Annotated in this window: 15 protein-coding genes and 1 other annotated feature; of the genes, 3 read left to right on the plus strand and 12 right to left on the minus strand. The window is 44.5% G+C overall.

What is annotated here, in order from left to right:
* Nucleotides 1-49: 49 nt before the first annotated feature.
* The 3 genes from R7Q09_RS01585 to R7Q09_RS01595 form a co-directional block, all read right to left on the minus strand.
* Nucleotides 50-2,590 (minus strand): hybrid sensor histidine kinase/response regulator, encoded by a 2,541-nt coding sequence (locus R7Q09_RS01585; RefSeq protein WP_167415321.1) that lies wholly within the window; start codon nt 2,588-2,590, stop codon nt 50-52.
* A complete protein-coding gene (locus R7Q09_RS01590; RefSeq protein ID WP_318070833.1) occupies nt 2,583-3,767 on the minus strand; it encodes an acyl-homoserine-lactone synthase in 1,185 nt (394 codons plus the stop codon). Before R7Q09_RS01590 ends, R7Q09_RS01585 begins: the two co-directional genes overlap by 8 nt.
* 155 nt (nt 3,768-3,922) lie before the next feature.
* Nucleotides 3,923-5,182, minus strand: a complete 1,260-nt coding sequence (locus R7Q09_RS01595) for a dicarboxylate/amino acid:cation symporter (protein WP_285335030.1) — start codon at nt 5,180-5,182, stop codon at nt 3,923-3,925.
* A 543-nt stretch (nt 5,183-5,725) separates the two neighbouring features.
* Between R7Q09_RS01595 and R7Q09_RS01600 the strand changes: the two genes are divergently transcribed.
* Nucleotides 5,726-7,267: a long-chain-fatty-acid--CoA ligase gene (locus R7Q09_RS01600; RefSeq protein ID WP_262643584.1), complete on the plus strand. Its 1,542-nt coding sequence runs from the start codon at nt 5,726-5,728 to the stop codon at nt 7,265-7,267.
* Between the two features lie 126 nt (nt 7,268-7,393).
* Here the strand turns inward: R7Q09_RS01600 and R7Q09_RS01605 are convergent, their stop codons facing one another.
* From R7Q09_RS01605 to R7Q09_RS01640, 8 genes are all read right to left on the minus strand, one after another.
* Entirely contained in the window at nt 7,394-8,089 is a 696-nt protein-coding gene (locus R7Q09_RS01605; protein ID WP_005376777.1) for a Crp/Fnr family transcriptional regulator, read from the minus strand.
* 196 nt (nt 8,090-8,285) lie between these two features.
* Nucleotides 8,286-9,092 carry a tryptophan synthase subunit alpha gene (trpA, locus tag R7Q09_RS01610; protein WP_258480346.1) on the minus strand — a complete coding sequence of 269 codons (807 nt, stop codon included), beginning with the start codon at nt 9,090-9,092 and terminating at the stop codon, nt 8,286-8,288.
* On the minus strand, nt 9,092-10,282 hold the full coding sequence (gene trpB / locus R7Q09_RS01615; RefSeq protein ID WP_005376781.1) for a tryptophan synthase subunit beta: 1,191 nt from the start codon (nt 10,280-10,282) through the stop codon (nt 9,092-9,094). The genes trpA and trpB overlap by 1 nt, the downstream gene beginning before the upstream one ends.
* A 64-nt stretch (nt 10,283-10,346) precedes the next feature.
* On the minus strand, nt 10,347-11,786 hold the full coding sequence (gene trpCF, locus R7Q09_RS01620) for a bifunctional indole-3-glycerol-phosphate synthase TrpC/phosphoribosylanthranilate isomerase TrpF (protein WP_318070834.1): 1,440 nt from the start codon (nt 11,784-11,786) through the stop codon (nt 10,347-10,349).
* Between the two features lie 13 nt (nt 11,787-11,799).
* Nucleotides 11,800-12,810, minus strand: a complete 1,011-nt coding sequence (gene trpD, locus R7Q09_RS01625; RefSeq protein ID WP_005376784.1) for an anthranilate phosphoribosyltransferase — start codon at nt 12,808-12,810, stop codon at nt 11,800-11,802.
* 37 nt (nt 12,811-12,847) lie between these two features.
* On the minus strand, nt 12,848-13,456 hold the full coding sequence (locus R7Q09_RS01630; RefSeq protein ID WP_054577683.1) for an aminodeoxychorismate/anthranilate synthase component II: 609 nt from the start codon (nt 13,454-13,456) through the stop codon (nt 12,848-12,850).
* A gap of 16 nt (nt 13,457-13,472) precedes the next feature.
* On the minus strand, nt 13,473-15,038 hold the full coding sequence (locus R7Q09_RS01635) for an anthranilate synthase component 1 (RefSeq protein WP_025767265.1): 1,566 nt from the start codon (nt 15,036-15,038) through the stop codon (nt 13,473-13,475).
* Nucleotides 15,039-15,164: 126 nt separating this feature from the next.
* Nucleotides 15,165-15,268, minus strand: a sequence feature (Trp leader region).
* Nucleotides 15,215-15,340 (minus strand): trp operon leader peptide, encoded by a 126-nt coding sequence (locus R7Q09_RS01640; protein WP_005376787.1) that lies wholly within the window; start codon nt 15,338-15,340, stop codon nt 15,215-15,217. Its footprint overlaps the feature before it by 54 nt.
* Before the next feature lie 95 nt (nt 15,341-15,435).
* Between R7Q09_RS01640 and rnm the strand changes: the two genes are divergently transcribed.
* Together rnm and R7Q09_RS01650 are read left to right on the plus strand one after the other, a co-directional pair.
* Nucleotides 15,436-16,293 (plus strand): RNase RNM, encoded by an 858-nt coding sequence (gene rnm, locus R7Q09_RS01645; RefSeq protein ID WP_005386777.1) that lies wholly within the window; start codon nt 15,436-15,438, stop codon nt 16,291-16,293.
* 59 nt (nt 16,294-16,352) lie between these two features.
* Nucleotides 16,353-16,973 (plus strand): L-threonylcarbamoyladenylate synthase, encoded by a 621-nt coding sequence (locus R7Q09_RS01650; protein ID WP_005376791.1) that lies wholly within the window; start codon nt 16,353-16,355, stop codon nt 16,971-16,973.
* A gap of 93 nt (nt 16,974-17,066) precedes the next feature.
* Here the strand turns inward: R7Q09_RS01650 and R7Q09_RS01655 are convergent, their stop codons facing one another.
* Nucleotides 17,067-17,777, minus strand: coding sequence for a calcium-binding protein (locus R7Q09_RS01655; protein WP_005376796.1), 711 nt, complete (start codon nt 17,775-17,777; stop codon nt 17,067-17,069).
* Between the last annotated feature and the right edge of the window lie 217 nt (nt 17,778-17,994).

The raw sequence follows: 17,994 nt of genomic DNA on the forward strand, positions 1-17,994 counted from the left end.
TCGATTTACTCCAATAATGCACATCTAGTGCCAATTCTATATTTGCAAATTAAAAAGTGCTGGAAGGTGCAAAATTCTCGTTCTGTAACCATCTTTGGATGACGACTTGAAGTGCATTTAACGTGGTGGGCTTTTCGAGCCTGTCATCCATGAGTTTCGAAATTAGCTCCAACTCTCTAGCTCCAGACTCACCAGATAAGGCAATGATTGGAACGGAGGATGTGATTTGCTTAATCCGCTGGCTGGCGTCAAATCCATTCATTACCGGCATTTGGACATCCATAAGAACGAGATCAATCTTGTGAGAGTGGAATAGTTCTACCGCAGAGGCTCCATTATTTGCTTGTAAGCTGTTGACTCCCAATCTTTTTAAATACATCTGTACCAAGGTGCGTTGCACCTCTTTGTCATCTACAATGAGCACTGTTGGTGCATCTTTACATACTTGTACGTGTTGAGCTGAATGATTTTCAGAATGTGATGCAGTTGCTTTCCAGCTATCAAAGTCCGGTGCTCTTAATGTCTCTGGTTTTGGTGCGTTTGGTACGACTGGGAAATACAAGTAGAATTCTGTGAACTCGTTCAATTCAGACTGGCACTCTATTCGTCCTCCGAAGGAGCGCATAACACGTTGGCAATAGCCCAAACCTAAGCCACTGCCTCCGCTTTTTTGATACGAGAAAAAGTCATCAAATATCTTGTGTAAGATACTGCTATCTATACCTGGCCCACTATCTCGGAAGATCAGAATGTTTTCGTAAGCCCCCGTCTGGGTACGAATCTCAATTTGACTGTCGGGATAAGAATCAAAATAGTAGATAGCGTTACGAATCAAATTGAAAATGACAAAGTTAAACAGGGTCTCATTTAACTTCGCGACAAAATCGTGTGCCTGTGGCAGGTTAATTCTCTCTATTATTTGATCGTTTTCAAAACCATAACGGCTTACTGCTTGGTCGATGGCTTTATGTATGGAAGTGAGAGCTAAAGGCTCATGCTCTGGTGAACTGTCGCTAACTTCTCGTAAAATAATATCGATAAGTTGTCGACCGCGTTGTATAGCGGCTTCACCTTTATCAATTTCTCTTTTTAGCGTATCCAGTGAGGCGTTTGACTCTATATGCTGTTTTAAAGCTTCAAATTGTAATTGTACTTGAGCGAGAGGGTTACGCATTTCATGTGCAATGGAGTTAGCCAGCGCACGGCTTTGGCGTACCTTTCTATCGGCTTCAATGGTGCTCTGGATGCGAACTAATAACGTTTGCAGAGCTGAGATTTCTTCATTAGAAAACAGCTTATTATCTATTTTATGTGAAGAAATTAGTAAGTGAGTAACAGACTTTCCACGACCGAAGAGAGGCATAACGAGCGCAGTATTGCTTGAGCGCATGCGCTCGTAGAGCTTTCTCATCGACCCTTTAGAAGAGGAGGCATAATCAATTTCTTCAGACAACTCATCTAGCACGAGAACTGACTTGCTTGACGGCAGGTACTCTTCGTAAAACGTTTCTGTGTAATTGCTAGTGACTAGCTGTAGCTTGTTGTTTGGTATGTTAAGTAACGATGCCAACTGACGCATAGCATCATCTATTGAGCGTTTAAACTCTTCCTCTAACCCAAGGATTTGCTGAACGGGAGTGTGTCGTTTCCCATAAATAAAATACGAAGCGAAACGACTGACTCGCTTAAAAAGCAAGTGCCAAGTGATACCGATAAGCGCGCATAAAGGTACCGCAACAAGCCATTGGTTATCTTCAGAGATAGGAATAAATATCGCCCCTAGCGGCAGAACAAAAATGGCGCAAACTAAGAGCGCGCTTACCGTTAAGTACGTGAGATATTTAGCGCTGTAGAAGCGAGAGGTAAGTAGAGCATAGCCGACAAACAACATTTCGCTGATTGAAAGTGCTGGTGGTAACCAAGTTAGGGAGAAGTCGCCAAGGAAATACGTCATTCCAAGGTGTATCACTGCCGTAGATAACATGAATACCAAAATGCCAGCGATCATATAGTTGCTTTTTGCTAGCGTGAGCTTGCTGCTGTTAGCGCGCATGGCAATCAAGTTAAGCAGCGTTAGTACCACGAAAGCTAGCAAACTAATGAAAAAATATGAGGTATGTGGGCCAAATTCAATGACGAACTGGCTTGGACCACTAATGGTGACATTTTCGACAGTAAGATTCGGCACTAAGTTGATGTACAGTGAATACGTTGCTAGTGCGACAAAGACGACTTTTTGCCAGACTTTGACCGCTGTTTTTTTAACATCTGCGGTTAACTGGCAAGAAAAATAGAATGCAAACGCAAAGGCGAAAAAAGACGCTAAGTTCGCTAACTTAGCCATAAAAATGCCACCAACAGAGCCTAATTCTGGCAATAAATCGGTATGGAAATAGGCGTTGCTGCTTATCCAAACAATGATACAGCTGGAATAAGCGATGTAAGGCGCGTGATGCGAGCCTAAGATTGATTCACTCTTCTGTTTTAGGCGATAGCAGTAATACAGTAGCCAAGCGAATACTATTAGTACAGTCGCGTACAATGCCATTGCTTTTGGGTAAAAGAGACCGTGCAAATGAACATCAAGCATGCTCATTCACCTTTTTATCCATTCTTTTTGTTCGTACGCAATGTTTGTAGTCGCGAAATTGTATGTCTTGAAATGCTTCAACCATCATACCTAAATTCCAGAAACCGCGGTATGTCTTGGTACCGTCACCGTTAATGTCGCGGTATCCTGAGTGAAAGTAGGCACTTAAATCAATAGATTGATAGAAATTTAACATAAATACTTGCTCAATAATGGTAAAGCCGAGCTTATAGCCTGCTTTATAGAGCTCGCTCATCATAGTTTTTTGCGCCAGATACAAAAAATACAGCTTTTGTTGAATGTTGCCTCCCACCGTAAGACGCAGTACTTCGCAAACCGCTTCAGTGTTTTTTACATGAGATTGAAACTGAGCATCAAACCCAATAAGAGTGTGCTCATGAGTTAGAGCACGACACTCCAAAATACCCAGTTGACTGAGAACACTGTACCCATGATTAGGAAAGCAAAACTGCCATTGTTCGTTACTAAACTGTGGTGAGTAACTGAGCCAGTTATTTCGTTGATGCCAGCTTTGCACTAAAGCGGAGGAGACCAAGATTGGTGAAGATGACGATTTGAGCAAGAGCGCAAAGTGCTGCCCTTTTTGCGAGAGTGATAAAAGAGGCAAGATTTCAAACCATTGTTCAGTTTGGACGAAAAGCTCAAGATTACTCAGTGTGATCGCTTCGGAAATCGGCATTAACGCTGCATGATTTGGCAGCATTACCTCAAGATCGCAATCTGCGATATCTTCAATTAACACGCTAGTATAGCTGTGGTCGTCAAACGGAAGCGGAGTAGGAATCGCAGCTTCGTTTGAAGGATATTTTTGCTTGATTGCTTCGATCTCGCATTGACACCAGAAAACCATCCAATGCGGGTAACAATCTGCGGCAAGTTGTTCAAGTAAACGAATCTCTTTGGAGAAACCTGTCGGATACTGTTGCACTAAATCTCGATAATCCATTAACTCAAATAGTGCAGAAAGACTTTTTGATGCGTGTTTAGGAAAGAGAGATTTAAGCAGTTTTATTCGATACAGAGCAACCTGTTGAAAAAGAGCATCTCGTTTTTGTTTCGTTAGGGTAAGAATAACTGAGTCAACCAGTGCCTGCTGCTTTGATTCGATCGGCAAATTTGTTTTGGTGAGATATTCCAAAGATTGCTCAAGACTCATGATATAACCTAGCTCTAACGTTTTGTTATATTTTGTAATGGTTTATATCATTTTGAAAAATTTATGCCATCGGTTTCTATTTGTATAGTTACGTAATGCAAGAAAAGACAAAAAACCGCTCATTATGAGCGGTCTTTGGTCTATTCAAGAAAGGGTTAGGCTTCTTGCTTTTTTAGCTCAGCTTCTGCCGTTTCTTCTTCAATTAGCGAATCAACGATAACTGCACATGCAGCATCACCTGTGATGTTCAGTGCTGTACGAATCATATCGAAAATACGGTCAAGAGCGAATAGTAGCGGTAGACCTTCAATTGGAATACCAGCGGCAAGAAGCACGGCAACCACTAGGAAAGAAGGGCCAGGAACACCCGCTTGACCAACCGCACCCAATGTAGACGTTACGATAATTGCAATGTAAGCGCCCATGCCTAGATCGATATTGAACAGTTGAGCAAAGAAGATAGCAACCAAGCCATAGTAAATCGCATTACCTGACATGTTGATCGTTGCGCCTAGAGGCAGAACAAATGATGCAGTTGAATTTTTTACGCCCAGCTCTTTTTCACAGGTGTCCATTGTGACAGGCAGTGTTGCCATAGAAGACGCTGTTGAAAGCGCAACTGCTTGCGGTTTCTTCATTGAAGACAGGAATTTCTTCGCAGATGTCTTCGTGAAAACATGCACCATTGCTGGGTAAACAACGAAACCGAAGATTAGGATGGCAGCAACGTAAACAACGAACAGTTTGAATACCACCATTAGCGCACCAAAACCGAACGTACCGACGGCTTCTGCCATCAGACCAAATACACCGATAGGTGCAATGATCATTACTTTGTTGATCATCCAAACCATTGCGTCAACGATGCAGTTAACACCATTGATGATTGGTTCACGACGTTCTTTTGCTTGCTTAGAAATCGCAATACCAAAGAACATACAGAAAACGAGGATCTGTAGGATGTTTGCTTCATTTAGTGATTGGAAAACGTTGGTTGGGATCATACCAGTGATGGTTGCCCAGAAAGTAGGTAGTTCACCTTTTGAAGCGTATTCTGCTGAGAACATGCCTTCAACGCCAGAGACGTCGATACCCATGCCTGGTTGGAATACTTCACCCATAAATAGTGCAAGCGCAACGGCTAGGGCGGATGTTAAACCAAAATAACCTAGAGTGACGATGCCAACTTTACCTGCTGACTGGCTGTTCCCAAGACCAGCGGCGCCAGAAATCAAGGCTACAGCGACCAAAGGAATAACCAACATTTTGATTAAGTTGATAAAGATAGCACCTAAAGGAGCGAACACTGTCGCATCATGACCCATCATGGCACCAACGGCTGTGCCCACGATCATGGCGATTACGACTTGTACGCCAATGTTGTTTAGCAAACTCTTTTCTTTTAACACTTCCATAACCTCTGTGCTAATAAAATGTAAAATCCTAAAATTACCCACTAACCATAAATGGATTTACGGATAATTATCTCGCCTTGCTTTTTACACTTATCGTTTACAATTGGCAATATGCAGCAAGGTATTATTGATGGATTAATCGATATTTTATTGACGAACGATAAAGTTTTGTTCAATGGCAAACGTTTGCTATTGATTTTTCTTATAAGGGTCGCGCTTAGGATTGTCCAAGTTTATTTTTCTTTATTTGTTTTCTTTTTGTTAATTTTAACCGCTTTTGTATTTGATATTGCAGTCAGAGTTTTTAGTGACTTGGGTTGATATTTATAACAATTCATTTCTTTCAAGCTCACACTTTTATTAATTTACCTTCTGAAATGTTAATTGCTTTACATTCTTAGTCCTGATTGCGTTGTAAACATAATGTTAAATGATAATGACTGGTGAGACTCAAATGCTGACGATCCAGTGTTAGGGGTAACTTGCTTAGTTAATGCTCCTGAGCTGATTAGACGAGAAAGACAAGTAAGAGGTGAAGAGACTATGATGAATCTTGCTGCTGCGTTACAAAGAAATGCTGCGAGTAAACCAGATAAAACGGCGTTGATATGTGGCGCTGAAAAGATAAATTATGCGCAATTTGATGCGATCGCTGGCAAGATCGCAGCGTCTTTAATCAATAAAGGCGTAAAGCCAGGTGACCGCGTTGCGATTTCATGCCCAAACATTCCTTTTTTCGCGTTTGTTTATTATGCAATACAAAAAGCCGGCGCGGTTGCAGTCCCATTAAATGTGCTTTTGAAAGCGCGAGAAATTAAGTATCACTTAGAAGATTCAAAAGCGAAGTTTTATTTCTGCTTTGAAGGGACGAAAGAACTGCCAATGGCAAAAGAGGGTGTCAAAGCCTTTGAACAAGTCGATACATGCGAAGGCATAGTCGTACTGACTCAATCTCAAGATGAAAGCTATTGGAATGGTGTAATAACTCTCAATGCGTTTATAGCCGATGTCCAACCGTTGCCGGATTATATACCGCGTAATGCGGATGATACATGTGTGATTTTGTATACATCAGGGACGACAGGCTTACCAAAAGGCGCTGAACTGACTCAGCAGAACATCATAATGAACGCTCTGGTGGCACAAAACATTATGGGCAGCCAGGCCGATGATATTCACTTAGTAACTTTGCCTTTATTTCATACATTTGGTCAAACCGTCCACTTAAATGCTAGTGTTTTGGGCGGGGCAACATTGGTGTTAGTGCCTAGGTTTGAGCCTAAACATGTTCTTGAGCTGGTGGAAAAACATAGGGTGACGATATTTGCTGGTGTGCCAACGATGTACATCGGTCTGCTTCATGTGCAGCATCAATTTGATACCTCGTCATTGCGTGTTGCAGTAAGCGGTGGTGCGCCATTGCCAACCGAAATCTTTCGAACCTTTGAAGAAACATTTAATGTGCCGATCTTAGAAGGATACGGGTTATCGGAGACAAGTCCTATTGCATGTTTTAATCATTTGGATCAGGAGCGCATACCAGGCTCGGTAGGTCAACCGGTTCAAGGTGTCGAAGTAAAAGTTATCGATATTGAAGGTAATGCACTACCGATAGGCGAAGAAGGTGAGATTGTTGTGCGTGGTCATAATGTTATGAAGGGATATCTTGACCGCCCAGAAGTTACTGAATCTGCGCTACAAAATGGTTGGTTCCATACTGGTGATGTGGGCCGCTTTGACAGTTCAGGTAATTTATTTATTGTCGATAGAATGAAAGATCTGATCATTCGAGGTGGATTTAATGTTTATCCCAGAGAAATTGAAGAAGTTTTCATGACTCATCCTGCAGTTTCAATGGTAGCGGTGATAGGGATTCCAAATGAAGAGTATGGCGAAGAGATAAAAGCCTACGTTGTACTTAAACCAAAAGAATACATTGACGCCGATTCATTACATAAGTGGGGTAAAGAGCAATTAGCCTCGTTTAAGTATCCTCGTTATGTCGAAATTCGTGAACACCTCCCGATGAGTGCGACAGGAAAGATTTTGAAACGTGAGTTGAAATCTGAATTGAATATAGCTTAGTCAATTCAATGGTTTTTGTGTCACAGCGCCACTTGCCTAAGCGCAAATGGTGTTGTGCTATTAACCAACTAGATGCATAAGTTTTTTAGCTATCGTTAGACAATACTTGCCGTTTGTTGAATGGATCTATTGCTCGAGTTCTTTAAAGTATTCTTCTAAGCGCTTCGGATTGGTAATGGTTACTGAGCCATAGTTTAGCTCTAGCATCCCGATACTTTCTAATCGTTTTAGTATCTTGTGTACACTCTGACGAGTTAGCCCCATCATGTTAGCGATATGTTCTCTTGTTACCCTGACAACGCATGGTCGAGTATCGATCGCTTGATTAAGTTGGTATTCAGCAAGCAGCAGCAACCTTTTGGCGACTCGTTCTTCAATTCCTCTAATCGCGTCATCTTCGATAACAGAAATAGCAGACCATAAACGGCGGCTAAGTAAGTCGAGTATAGTGGGGTAACTTTGAGGGTATTTGGCGAGTAACTGGCGAAATTTATCTCCAGGAAGCTCCATTACAGTCACGTCCGAATGCGCGGTCGCACCAAAAATACGAGGCATACCGGGAGAAAAAACATTGTCTCCAAACCAGCCACCAGCTTCGAAAATCATCAGTGTGACTTCTTTGCCTTTTGAACTAATTGAGTTCACTCTCACTGCACCTTGAGCTATGACCATAAGAGAAGATTGAAGTGCACCTTTATTGCAAATCAGTGCTTTTTCGTCGAAGCAGCGAACCTTAGTCATTTGCGCTGCTTCACTGAGCCCTTTATCTGGCAGCCCTGATAGTACAGGACATTTGGCTAGCAGTGTTTTGACTTCTTCCATGTAGCAACCTTACTGCACATTGCTTTATTGAGTTAGTTAAGTGACCCAAGCTTAACACTCTTTGAGTGCTCTGCTTGAGATAGATTTGGAAAGTGCGGGCGTTGAACAAAAAATGACGTGGTATAAACGCGATAGTAAGAAAACGCCCACTAAACATAATGTTAAGCGGGCGTTGTTGTGTCATATCAAACTGAAATTATTTTTGAGTGGCAGCTTTCATTGCAGAAACGAATTCACCTAGCTTGTCGAGCATAATTTGTGGCTGCTCAACGTTCGCTTCAATGATTTTGACCACGGCTGAACCAGAAATTGCACCAGCCGCACCAGATTCTAGTGCTTGTTTCACCTGTGCAGGCTCAGAGATGCCAAAACCAAGTAGCGCTGGTGGTGCATCAAATTGGTTCAGTCTATCGAGCATATGACCTACAGGCATGTTTGCTTTGGTTTCTGCGCCAGTAACACCTGCACGAGAGAGTAGGTAAGTGTAGCCGCCACCTAACTCTGATACTTGCTTCAGTGTTTCATCACTTGCTGTTGGTGGTGCGATGAAGATTGGGTGAATATCAAACTTCTCTGCAGCCGCAACGAACTCAGTACTTTCATTAGTTGGTACGTCTGCAATCAAAACAGAATCGATGCCTGCTTTTGCACAACGCTCATAGAAGTTCTCGATACCACGAGAGTAAACAAGGTTCGCGTACATCAGAAGGCCAATAGGTAGCTCTGGGTACTTAGCTCGGATCTTGCCAATTTGTTCGAAGCAGATATCCGGTGTTGCGCCTGAATCTAGAGCACGAATGTTCGCACCTTGGATAGTCGGGCCATCCGCAAGAGGATCTGAAAATGGAATACCGAGTTCAAGGGCATCTGCGCCAGACTCAACCAGTGTTTCCATGATTTTGTAAGACTGCTCTGCGTTTGGATCGCAAACCGTTACGAACGGTACAAATGCGCCTTGGTTCTTTTCGTTTAGGCGCGCAAACATCTTCTCATAACGGCTCATTAGATCGCTCCTTTTTCTTCTAGGATGGCATGTACAGTGAAGATATCTTTATCACCACGACCTGATAGGTTAACAACCAGCAATTGTTCTTTTTCTGGGTTCTCACGAGCCATACGCAGTGCGTGTGCCACGGCGTGAGAAGATTCAAGTGCAGGGATGATGCCTTCATGGCGAGCAATCTCTTGGAATGCTTCTAGCGCTTCATCGTCTGTCACGTTGTCGTATTCAGCACGGCCAATTGCGTTTAGGTGTGCGTGTTGTGGACCAACTGAAGGGAAATCAAGGCCAGCAGATACTGAGTAAGACTCTTCAACTTGGCCGTTAGGATCTTGCATCAATGGCGCTTTCATACCAAAGAAGATGCCAGTTTTACCATGCTTAAGTGGCGCACCGTGCTGGTCAGTATCGATACCTTTACCTGCTGGCTCAACACCAATTAGGCGAACGCTTTCTTCTTCGATGAAGTCAGCAAACATGCCGATAGCGTTTGAACCACCGCCCACACATGCGATAACCGCATCAGGAAGACGGCCTTCACGTGCCAAAATCTGATTCTTCGTTTCTTCACCAATCATGCGTTGGAAATCGCGCACGATGGTTGGGAATGGGTGAGGACCTGCCGCTGTACCTAGTAGGTAGTGCGCGTCTTCATAAGTTGCAGACCAGTCACGCAGCGCTTCGTTACATGCATCTTTAAGTGTCGCTGAACCCGAGTGGACAGGAATGACTTCTGCGCCCATTAGCTTCATACGGAATACGTTCGGGCTTTGACGCTCAACGTCTTTTGCACCCATGTAAACGCGACACTTAAGGCCAAGCAGCGCACACGCTAGTGCAGTTGCTACACCGTGTTGGCCTGCGCCTGTTTCTGCGATGATTTCGTTTTTACCCATGCGTTTTGCAAGCAGCGCTTGACCCAACACTTGGTTGGTCTTGTGCGCGCCACCGTGAAGTAGGTCTTCACGTTTTAGGTACAGTTTGGTTTTCGTACCTTTGGTTAGGTTACGAGTTAGAGTCAAAGCCGTTGGACGGCCCGCATACTCTTGAAGAAGCGTCATGAATTCGCTGCGGAATTCTGGATCTTCTTGCGCGTCGATAAACGCTTGCTCTAGTTGCTCCAGTGCTGGAACTAGAATTTGCGGAACGTACTGACCGCCGTATTCGCCAAAGTAGGCATTCAGTTTTGCCATCGTTATATTCCTTCTCGTATTTTTCGCTACGAATAGCTTTAAATTTTTTAGCTGATATCCAGCTTTAGTAGTTGCGAATAGCAGTGAATGCCGCGAGCAACTTCTGTGAATCTTTTTTGCCTGGTGCGCTTTCTACACCAGAGTTTAAATCTAATCCCAAGCAACCTAGTGTCGCTGCTTGTTGAGCATTTTCTGGCGACAGTCCGCCCGCTAGCATAATTTGACTTGGGTCGCCGATCAGTGACCAGTCGAACACTTGTCCGGTTCCACCTGTTTGAGTGCCAACTTGTGCATCTAATAGGTGACGGTCAATGTTGTCCGAAAGCAGTTCTGGCTTCGCATCTGTCACACCGTAAGCTTTCCAGATTTCAACACATGCTGGTAGCTCTGCTTTTAGCTGATTAACGTAAGCTTGGTCTTCTTGACCGTGCAGTTGCACCGCTTTTAAACCCAAAGAGGTCACGACAGAAGCAACAAAATCGATATCGTGATTTTGGAACACGCCTACGTAGTTAAGTGGAGCACCGCTCATGGTTAAGCGCGCACCTTCAAGGTCGACCGCACGCTTCGAATTCTCGACAAAAATCAGACCACCAAATACCGCACCAGCTTGGTACGCTTTCGCTGCGTCATCTGGGTGCGTTAAGCCACAGACTTTGTTTTCGCCTAACGTCACTTTACGTACTGCAAGTTCAAGGTTGTCTTCCGCCATCAGTGAACTACCAATCAAGAAGCCGTCTGCGTATTCCACTAAATCACGAACTTGTTGATGTGTATAAATGCCAGATTCTGAGATTACTGTTGCGTTAGGAGCCAGTTCACGAATGGTCGGTGCCAGTTCTTTCGTACGATTCAAATCAGTACTTAGGTCGCGAAGGTTACGGTTATTAATGCCGATAACGCGTGCGCCTAGCTTAACTGCACGATGAAGCTCTTCTTCGTTGCTGACTTCGGTCAAGATACCCATGTTCAGGCTGTGCGCCGCTTCCTCTAGCGCTTTGTACTCTTCGTCATTAAGGACAGAAAGCATCAGTAGCACGGCATCAGCACTGTAATGACGTGCTAGGTAAACTTGGTAGGTATCTACCATGAAGTCTTTGCACAGAACCGGTTGTTTGACTTGACCGCGCACTTGAGGAAGAAAGTCAAAGTTACCTTGGAAGTACTTTTCGTCTGTTAGGACTGAAATTGCATCTGCGTGGTTGTTGTAAACCGACGCAATGTAATCCAAGTCGAAGTGATCACGAATCAAACCTTTAGAAGGAGATGCCTTCTTACATTCGGTGATGAAGGCCGTATTTTCGCCACTCAGAGCATCGTAGAAGCTGCGGTCCGATGGCAGCAAATCAGACTGAAATGTGCTTAGCGGTTGAGACATCTTACGGTCTGCTACCCACTGATATTTGTCGCGGACAATTTTCGCCAGTACTTCTGCCATTTCTGCTTCTTTCTTAGAAACGTGTTCAGACAGGTTGTCAGCTTGCTGAGTGTTGAAGTCAGTCATCTTCTGCAATTCCTTAAGCGTGTGCGGCAAGTTGTTGTACCAATTGGTACGCCTTGCCTGAATTCATTGCCTCAATCGCTTGTTGCGTGTTGGCTTTTAAATCTTCGTGGCCGAATAGACGCATTAGCAGAGCAACGTTCACTGCCACTGCGCCCAATTGTGCGTCTGTACCTTTACCCGTCAGAATGTTGGTAATGATCGCTTTGTTTTCTTCAGGATCGCCACCTTTGATTGCTTCTAGTGGGTGCGCGTCTAGACCGAAGTCTGCAGGCGTTAATTTGTATTCTGTGATCTCACCGTCTTTGATTTCGGCAACGGTTGTTTCACCGTGAATTGCTACTTCGTCCAAGCCACTGCCGTGTACTACAGCGGCGCGCTTCATACCCATTTGTAGCATGGTTTCTGCGATAGGACGAACCAGTTCTTTACTGTAAACGCCCATCAATTCGATGTTAGGACGAGCAGGGTTAATCAGTGGGCCAAGAATGTTAAAGATGGTGCGTGTTTTCATGGTTTGACGCACTGGCATCGCATGGCGTACACCACCGTGGTACTGAGGTGCAAATAGGAAAGCAACACCAATATCGTCTACCGCTTTGCGCGTATCTTCTGCGCTCATAGCTAGGTTGATACCAAATGAATCAAGAAGGTCAGAAGAACCAGATTTGCTTGAAACGCTGCGGTTACCGTGTTTCGCTACTTTTAGACCACATGCTGCAGCAACAAACGCCGCAGTGGTTGAAATGTTGATGGTGTTGTGACCGTCGCCGCCAGTACCTACGATATCTGCGAAATCGTAATCTGGGCGAGGGAATGGGTTTGCATTTGCCAGCAGTGCTTTTGCCGCACCTGCAATTTCGTCTGGCGTTTCGCCTTTGATTTTTAGTGCAGTCAGCGCTGACGCCATCAAAATTGGATCTAGTTCACCACGGATAATGATGTCGAATAGCTGTTGGCTCTCTTCCTGAGTAAGCGATTCTTGCTCGTACAGTTTGGTAATAATAGGGTTGATGATTGCTTCCATATTTCCTCTCATAAATTTCTTATGTGCCAAGTGCTTTTTAAGCAGTGAGTGGGTTCGCTGAAGTTTGTTCTTCAAGTGCCCATTCAATGGCATTGGCCAACAGTGTTGCTCCGTAGGTCGTCATAATAGATTCCGGGTGGAATTGGAACCCGCAAACTTTATCTTCTTCATGTACAACAGACATTACCAAGTCATCCACTTCTGCTGTGATGGTTAGGCTCTCAGGAACCTTGGTCGCAACTAGCGAGTGGTAACGTGCAATTGCAAGTGGTGATGGTAGGTTTTGGTAAATCGCATGGTTTTGGTGCTCCATCATAGAGACCTTACCGTGAATGATTTCGCCCGCGCCAGCAACGGTGCCACCGTACGCTTCAACAATCGCTTGGTGACCAAGACAAATGCCGATCATCGGCACTTTGCCCTTCATGCGTTGGATAAGCTCCGGCATTGAGCCTGCCTCTGACGGTGCGCCAGGACCTGGCGATAGCAGAACCACCGGGTTTTCAAGCTCGTTTATCGCTTGTTCAATGGTTTCTGCTGGAATGTTGTTTCGGTAAATCTTGACTGAGTGACCTAGCGAGCGGAATTGATCCACAAGGTTGTAGGTGAACGAGTCAAAGTTGTCGATAAAAATGATATTAGCCATCTCTGAACCCTATTCCTTATTGTGACTTATGCGCTGCTTGGATAGCAGAGATTACCGCTTGTGCTTTGCCGCGCGTTTCGTCTGCTTCCGCTTGCGGATCAGAGTCGAACACCACGCCTGCACCAGCTTGAACTTGAGCAATGCCGTTTTCTACGTAAGCTGAGCGAATGACGATACACGTGTCGAGTGTGCCTTCACCAGTTAGGTAACCAACCGCACCGCCGTAGCTACCGCGACGTGCGCCTTCCACATCGCGAATCAACTGCATTGCGCGAATCTTTGGTGCACCAGTGAGCGTGCCCATGTTCATACAAGCTTGGTATGCGTGCAGTGCGTCTAGGTCTTCACGCAGTTGACCAACCACGCGTGATACCAAGTGCATCACGTGGCTGTAACGGTCGACTTTTAGAAGGTCTGCTACGTGGCGAGTGCCAGCTTGAGCAATACGAGCGACGTCGTTACGTGCTAAGTCAACCAACATCATGTGTTCTGCGTTTTCTTTCATGTCGGTGCGTAGTTCAAGTTCGATGCGGCTATCTAGGTCGAAATCGATCTCTCCATTCGGGCGCTTACCGCGGCGACGTGTGCCTGCAATTGGGTAGATTTCAATTTGGTTGGTATCGGTTTCATACTTAAGCGCGCTTTCAGGTGATGCGCCAAACAGAGTGAACAGCTCATCTTGCATGTAGAACATGTAAGGGCTTGGGTTACTTTGTTTCAGTTCTTTGTAAGCCGCCAGTGGAGAAGGACAAGGTAGAGTGAATCTACGAGACGGTACAACTTGGAATACATCGCCTTTCACTACGAACTCTTTTAAGTCGCGAACGGTTTGGCAGAAGTCTGCATCAGACACGCTAGGTTCTACCGTTACATCTGTTATTTGCTCTGCACTCGGCAACAGTTTTGGCGCTGCACACTGGGCGCTAATTTCTGCAATACGAGTCTCTAACGCTGTTTTCTCTGAACCATCAACAAACAACGTCGCTTGAAGCTGGCAAGATTCCGTTTGATGGTCGACAACAAGTAGTGTTTCCGCTACGTAGAAAACGTAATCTGGACACTGATTTGTTGCTTCGGCATTACCAAGCGGCTCGAAGTTTGCGACTAAGTCGTAGGCAAACAGACCACCAAGGAAAATCGCGTGTTTGTCTTGCTGTGAAATATCAAAACTATGCTGAACCAAACGCAGCGCATCGAAAGAAGAGGCTTCACGTAGTCGAGAGTCTTCATCTAACGTGTCGCATGGCTGGTTAAACTCCAAAGTTAGCGTTTCGCCATCGAACTTGCTCTCAACGTCACCACGGATGTTCTGGTTTAGGTGAGACAGTAGGTTTTTACCGTTATTGGTCAAGGCGTGCATGCTAACGGTATGGCCGAAGCAAACAATGCGAACCGCTGAATCTACGATCAGCAGGGATTTTAAATTTTGCTTTGAATCGATCTCAGCAGATTCCAGCAATAGGCTGTCAGTTTTGTTCTCACATAGTGTGTGGAACAAGCGAGTCGGGTCTTGAGTATAAGGGACGGAAGCCGTTAGCACTTCAAGCTGTCCAAGTTTCTTAATTTCAATGGCCTTGTTCACAAGACCTCCTTGTAGCTGTTTAAATCTTCCTGCCGTACATAGTCGCATAAAGCAAACGTTCTCCCAATCTAGAGTTGGCTATATTCGATTAATGTTTAGGCAGTTGAATGTGAAATGAGCAACAAAACAAAAAAGCCCGCTTAAGTAGCGGGCTTTACAACGTTTGGTTCTATAAACTAGAAGTATACGTTTGCCCACCAAGAACTAGTCCAAGTGCGCCACCAAGCAAGATCTGATGAGTTTGCCTTATTAAGACAAACCGCAACTTTCGCTTTTTGGTTTTGGTTAAATTCTTGTAACATGGTGAACCTTAAATTACGTACTTTGTATTTGTGTACTAGTTAACTAGTGCGAGAGTAAAAAGTCAACCCCAAAACGGCATTAAAACGATAAAAATATGAGAATTGATTTACATAGTCACACCACTGCATCGGACGGTCGGTTAGAACCTAAAGATTTAGTGGAAAGGGCGCTGAGTTTTGATATCGAGGTTTTGGCGATCACTGATCACGATACGGTTGACGGTTTGGCGTTAGCTAAGCAATACGTTCAAGATAATAATTTGCCGATAAAAATCATCAATGGCATTGAGATATCGACCGTCTGGCAAAACAAAGACATTCATATTGTCGGCCTGAATATTGATCCGGAAAATGAACAATTATCTGCCCTCATAGAACAGCAGAAGCAGCATCGCATAACACGATCTGAGTTAATTGCAGAGCGACTACAAAAAGCTACTCGAGTAGGTGTGCTTGAAGAGGTAAGGCAAATCGCCGGTGATGCTCCAGTGACAAGAGCGCATTTCGCGAAATGGTTGGTAGATAATGGTTACGCAAAAACCATGCAAATGGTGTTTAAAAAATACCTAACGCGTAATAACCCAGGTTATGTACCACCGAATTGGTGTTCGATGAAGGATGCGGTTGATGCTATCCATGCGGCTGGTGGAATGGCGGTATTAGCGCATCCTGGCAGATATAAGTTGACAGCGAAGTGGATTAAGCGTCTTCTAGCAGCGTTTGTCGAAGCAGGTGGTGATGCGATGGAAGTTGCACAGCCACAGCAAGCGCAACAAGAAAGGCGCAACTTGGCTGATTATGCTATACAATACAAACTATTAGCCTCTCAAGGCAGTGATTTTCACTACCCATCACCGTGGATGGAGCTAGGAAGGAACCTATGGTTGCCTGCTGGCGTCGAACCAGTTTGGAAAGATTGGGGAATAGATCCTTCGTTGAATAATACTCAGTAATACGAAGTCGAGAACCCATAAAAATATAGAGCCGAGAGGCTCGATAATGAGGAATTACAATGAGCCAGTTTTTTTACGTTCACCCAGAAAACCCACAGGCTCGCTTGATTAATCAAGCAGTAGCAATCATTCGTAACGGCGGCGTTGTGGTTTACCCTACTGATTCAGGGTATGCACTTGGCTGTCAGTTGGAGAACAAACAGGCACTGGAACGAATCTGTCAGATTCGTCGTCTGGATGATAAGCATAACTTTACTTTGCTGTGTCGTGATTTGTCGGAGCTTTCTCTCTATGCCCGAGTGGATAACTCTGCATTCCGACTGCTGAAAAATAACACACCAGGTCCTTACACCTTCATCTTCAAAGGCACAAAAGAGGTGCCGCGTCGTTTGATGAATGCAAAACGTAAGACCATCGGTATCCGTGTTCCAGACAATCAAATTGCCTTGGACTTGTTGGAAGCATTAGGTGAGCCGATGATGTCTACGTCGTTGATTCTACCTGGCAGTGACGTAACAGAATCTGATCCAGAGGATATTCGCGATAAACTAGAACATGCGGTTGATGTGATTCTTAATGGCGGTTACTTAGGTGAACAACCTACGACTGTAATTGACTTTAGCGAAGGTGAACCTGTTGTGGTTCGTTTGGGATCTGGTGACCCTGCACCATTCGAATAGTAGACGCACACCACCGTCAAACAAAATAGGAGGCATCGCGCCTCCTATTTTAGTTGTCATATCGAATATCTCATTGAACTTAACTGATTGAGGTTAAGCGAAATCGAAAATGTCGATACCATTTTGTTCTGCATAGTTGATGTATGCAGAGCTCACACCGTTTAGTGTCACTTCAACATTGTATTCATCACTTGAGAATACTGCCCAGCCACATTCATTGTAAGATAAAGTCAGATCATCCGCTGAATCCAAGAACGTATCTCGAATGCCATCGTTATCAGTGTCTCGGCCCATATCAAAGACAAGTTTGTCATGGAAAATATTAAAATCGACAATGTCGGCTTTAACATCAATATCGTTGGAAGACACTGGCTGATCAGGTACACCAATAGCCAGGCGGTTTGTAAGCACGAAGGTGTCGTCTCCACAGCCACCGCTCAGTACTGATTCACCATCACCAACAACGAGCGTGTCGTTACCCCAGCCACCACTCAAGTAGTTGTTGCCTGAATAATCAAAAATTGTGTCGTCGCCGCAGCCACCAAAGAGTTTGTCGTTTCCTAATCCGCCGGATAGGAAATCGTTTCCAAAGCCGCCAGAAACAAAGTCGTTACCTCGGCCACCAAGCAAGGTATCATCTCCCCAGCCACCGAAGACAATATCATTACCTCCGTATCCTACAAACTTATCATCACCACAGAAGCCGAAGAAAATATCGGTTGTTTCAGAGCCTTTTGTGCCTGTCATATCGTCATCTTGAGATGTCCCAAAAATCCAATTTAGGTCGAGATTTAGCATAGACATTGTTCTATTCCTTTTTGTCTGATTTATGCCAATCGCCGAGAGTGCAGAGCGAACCTAGAGAGTCAGAGTACACGATAGCATTAGTGTTATTTTTGATGTGAACTAATGACTTAAAGACAATTTTTGTCTTGTTACCCACGACCTTGCTTTGCTATGAGCGCTCATTGTCTGCGGTGATTGGTATTACTTAGCAGCAAACAGGGACGGCTTATTTTTC

This window comes from Vibrio sp. 2130-1, from assembly GCF_033339515.1.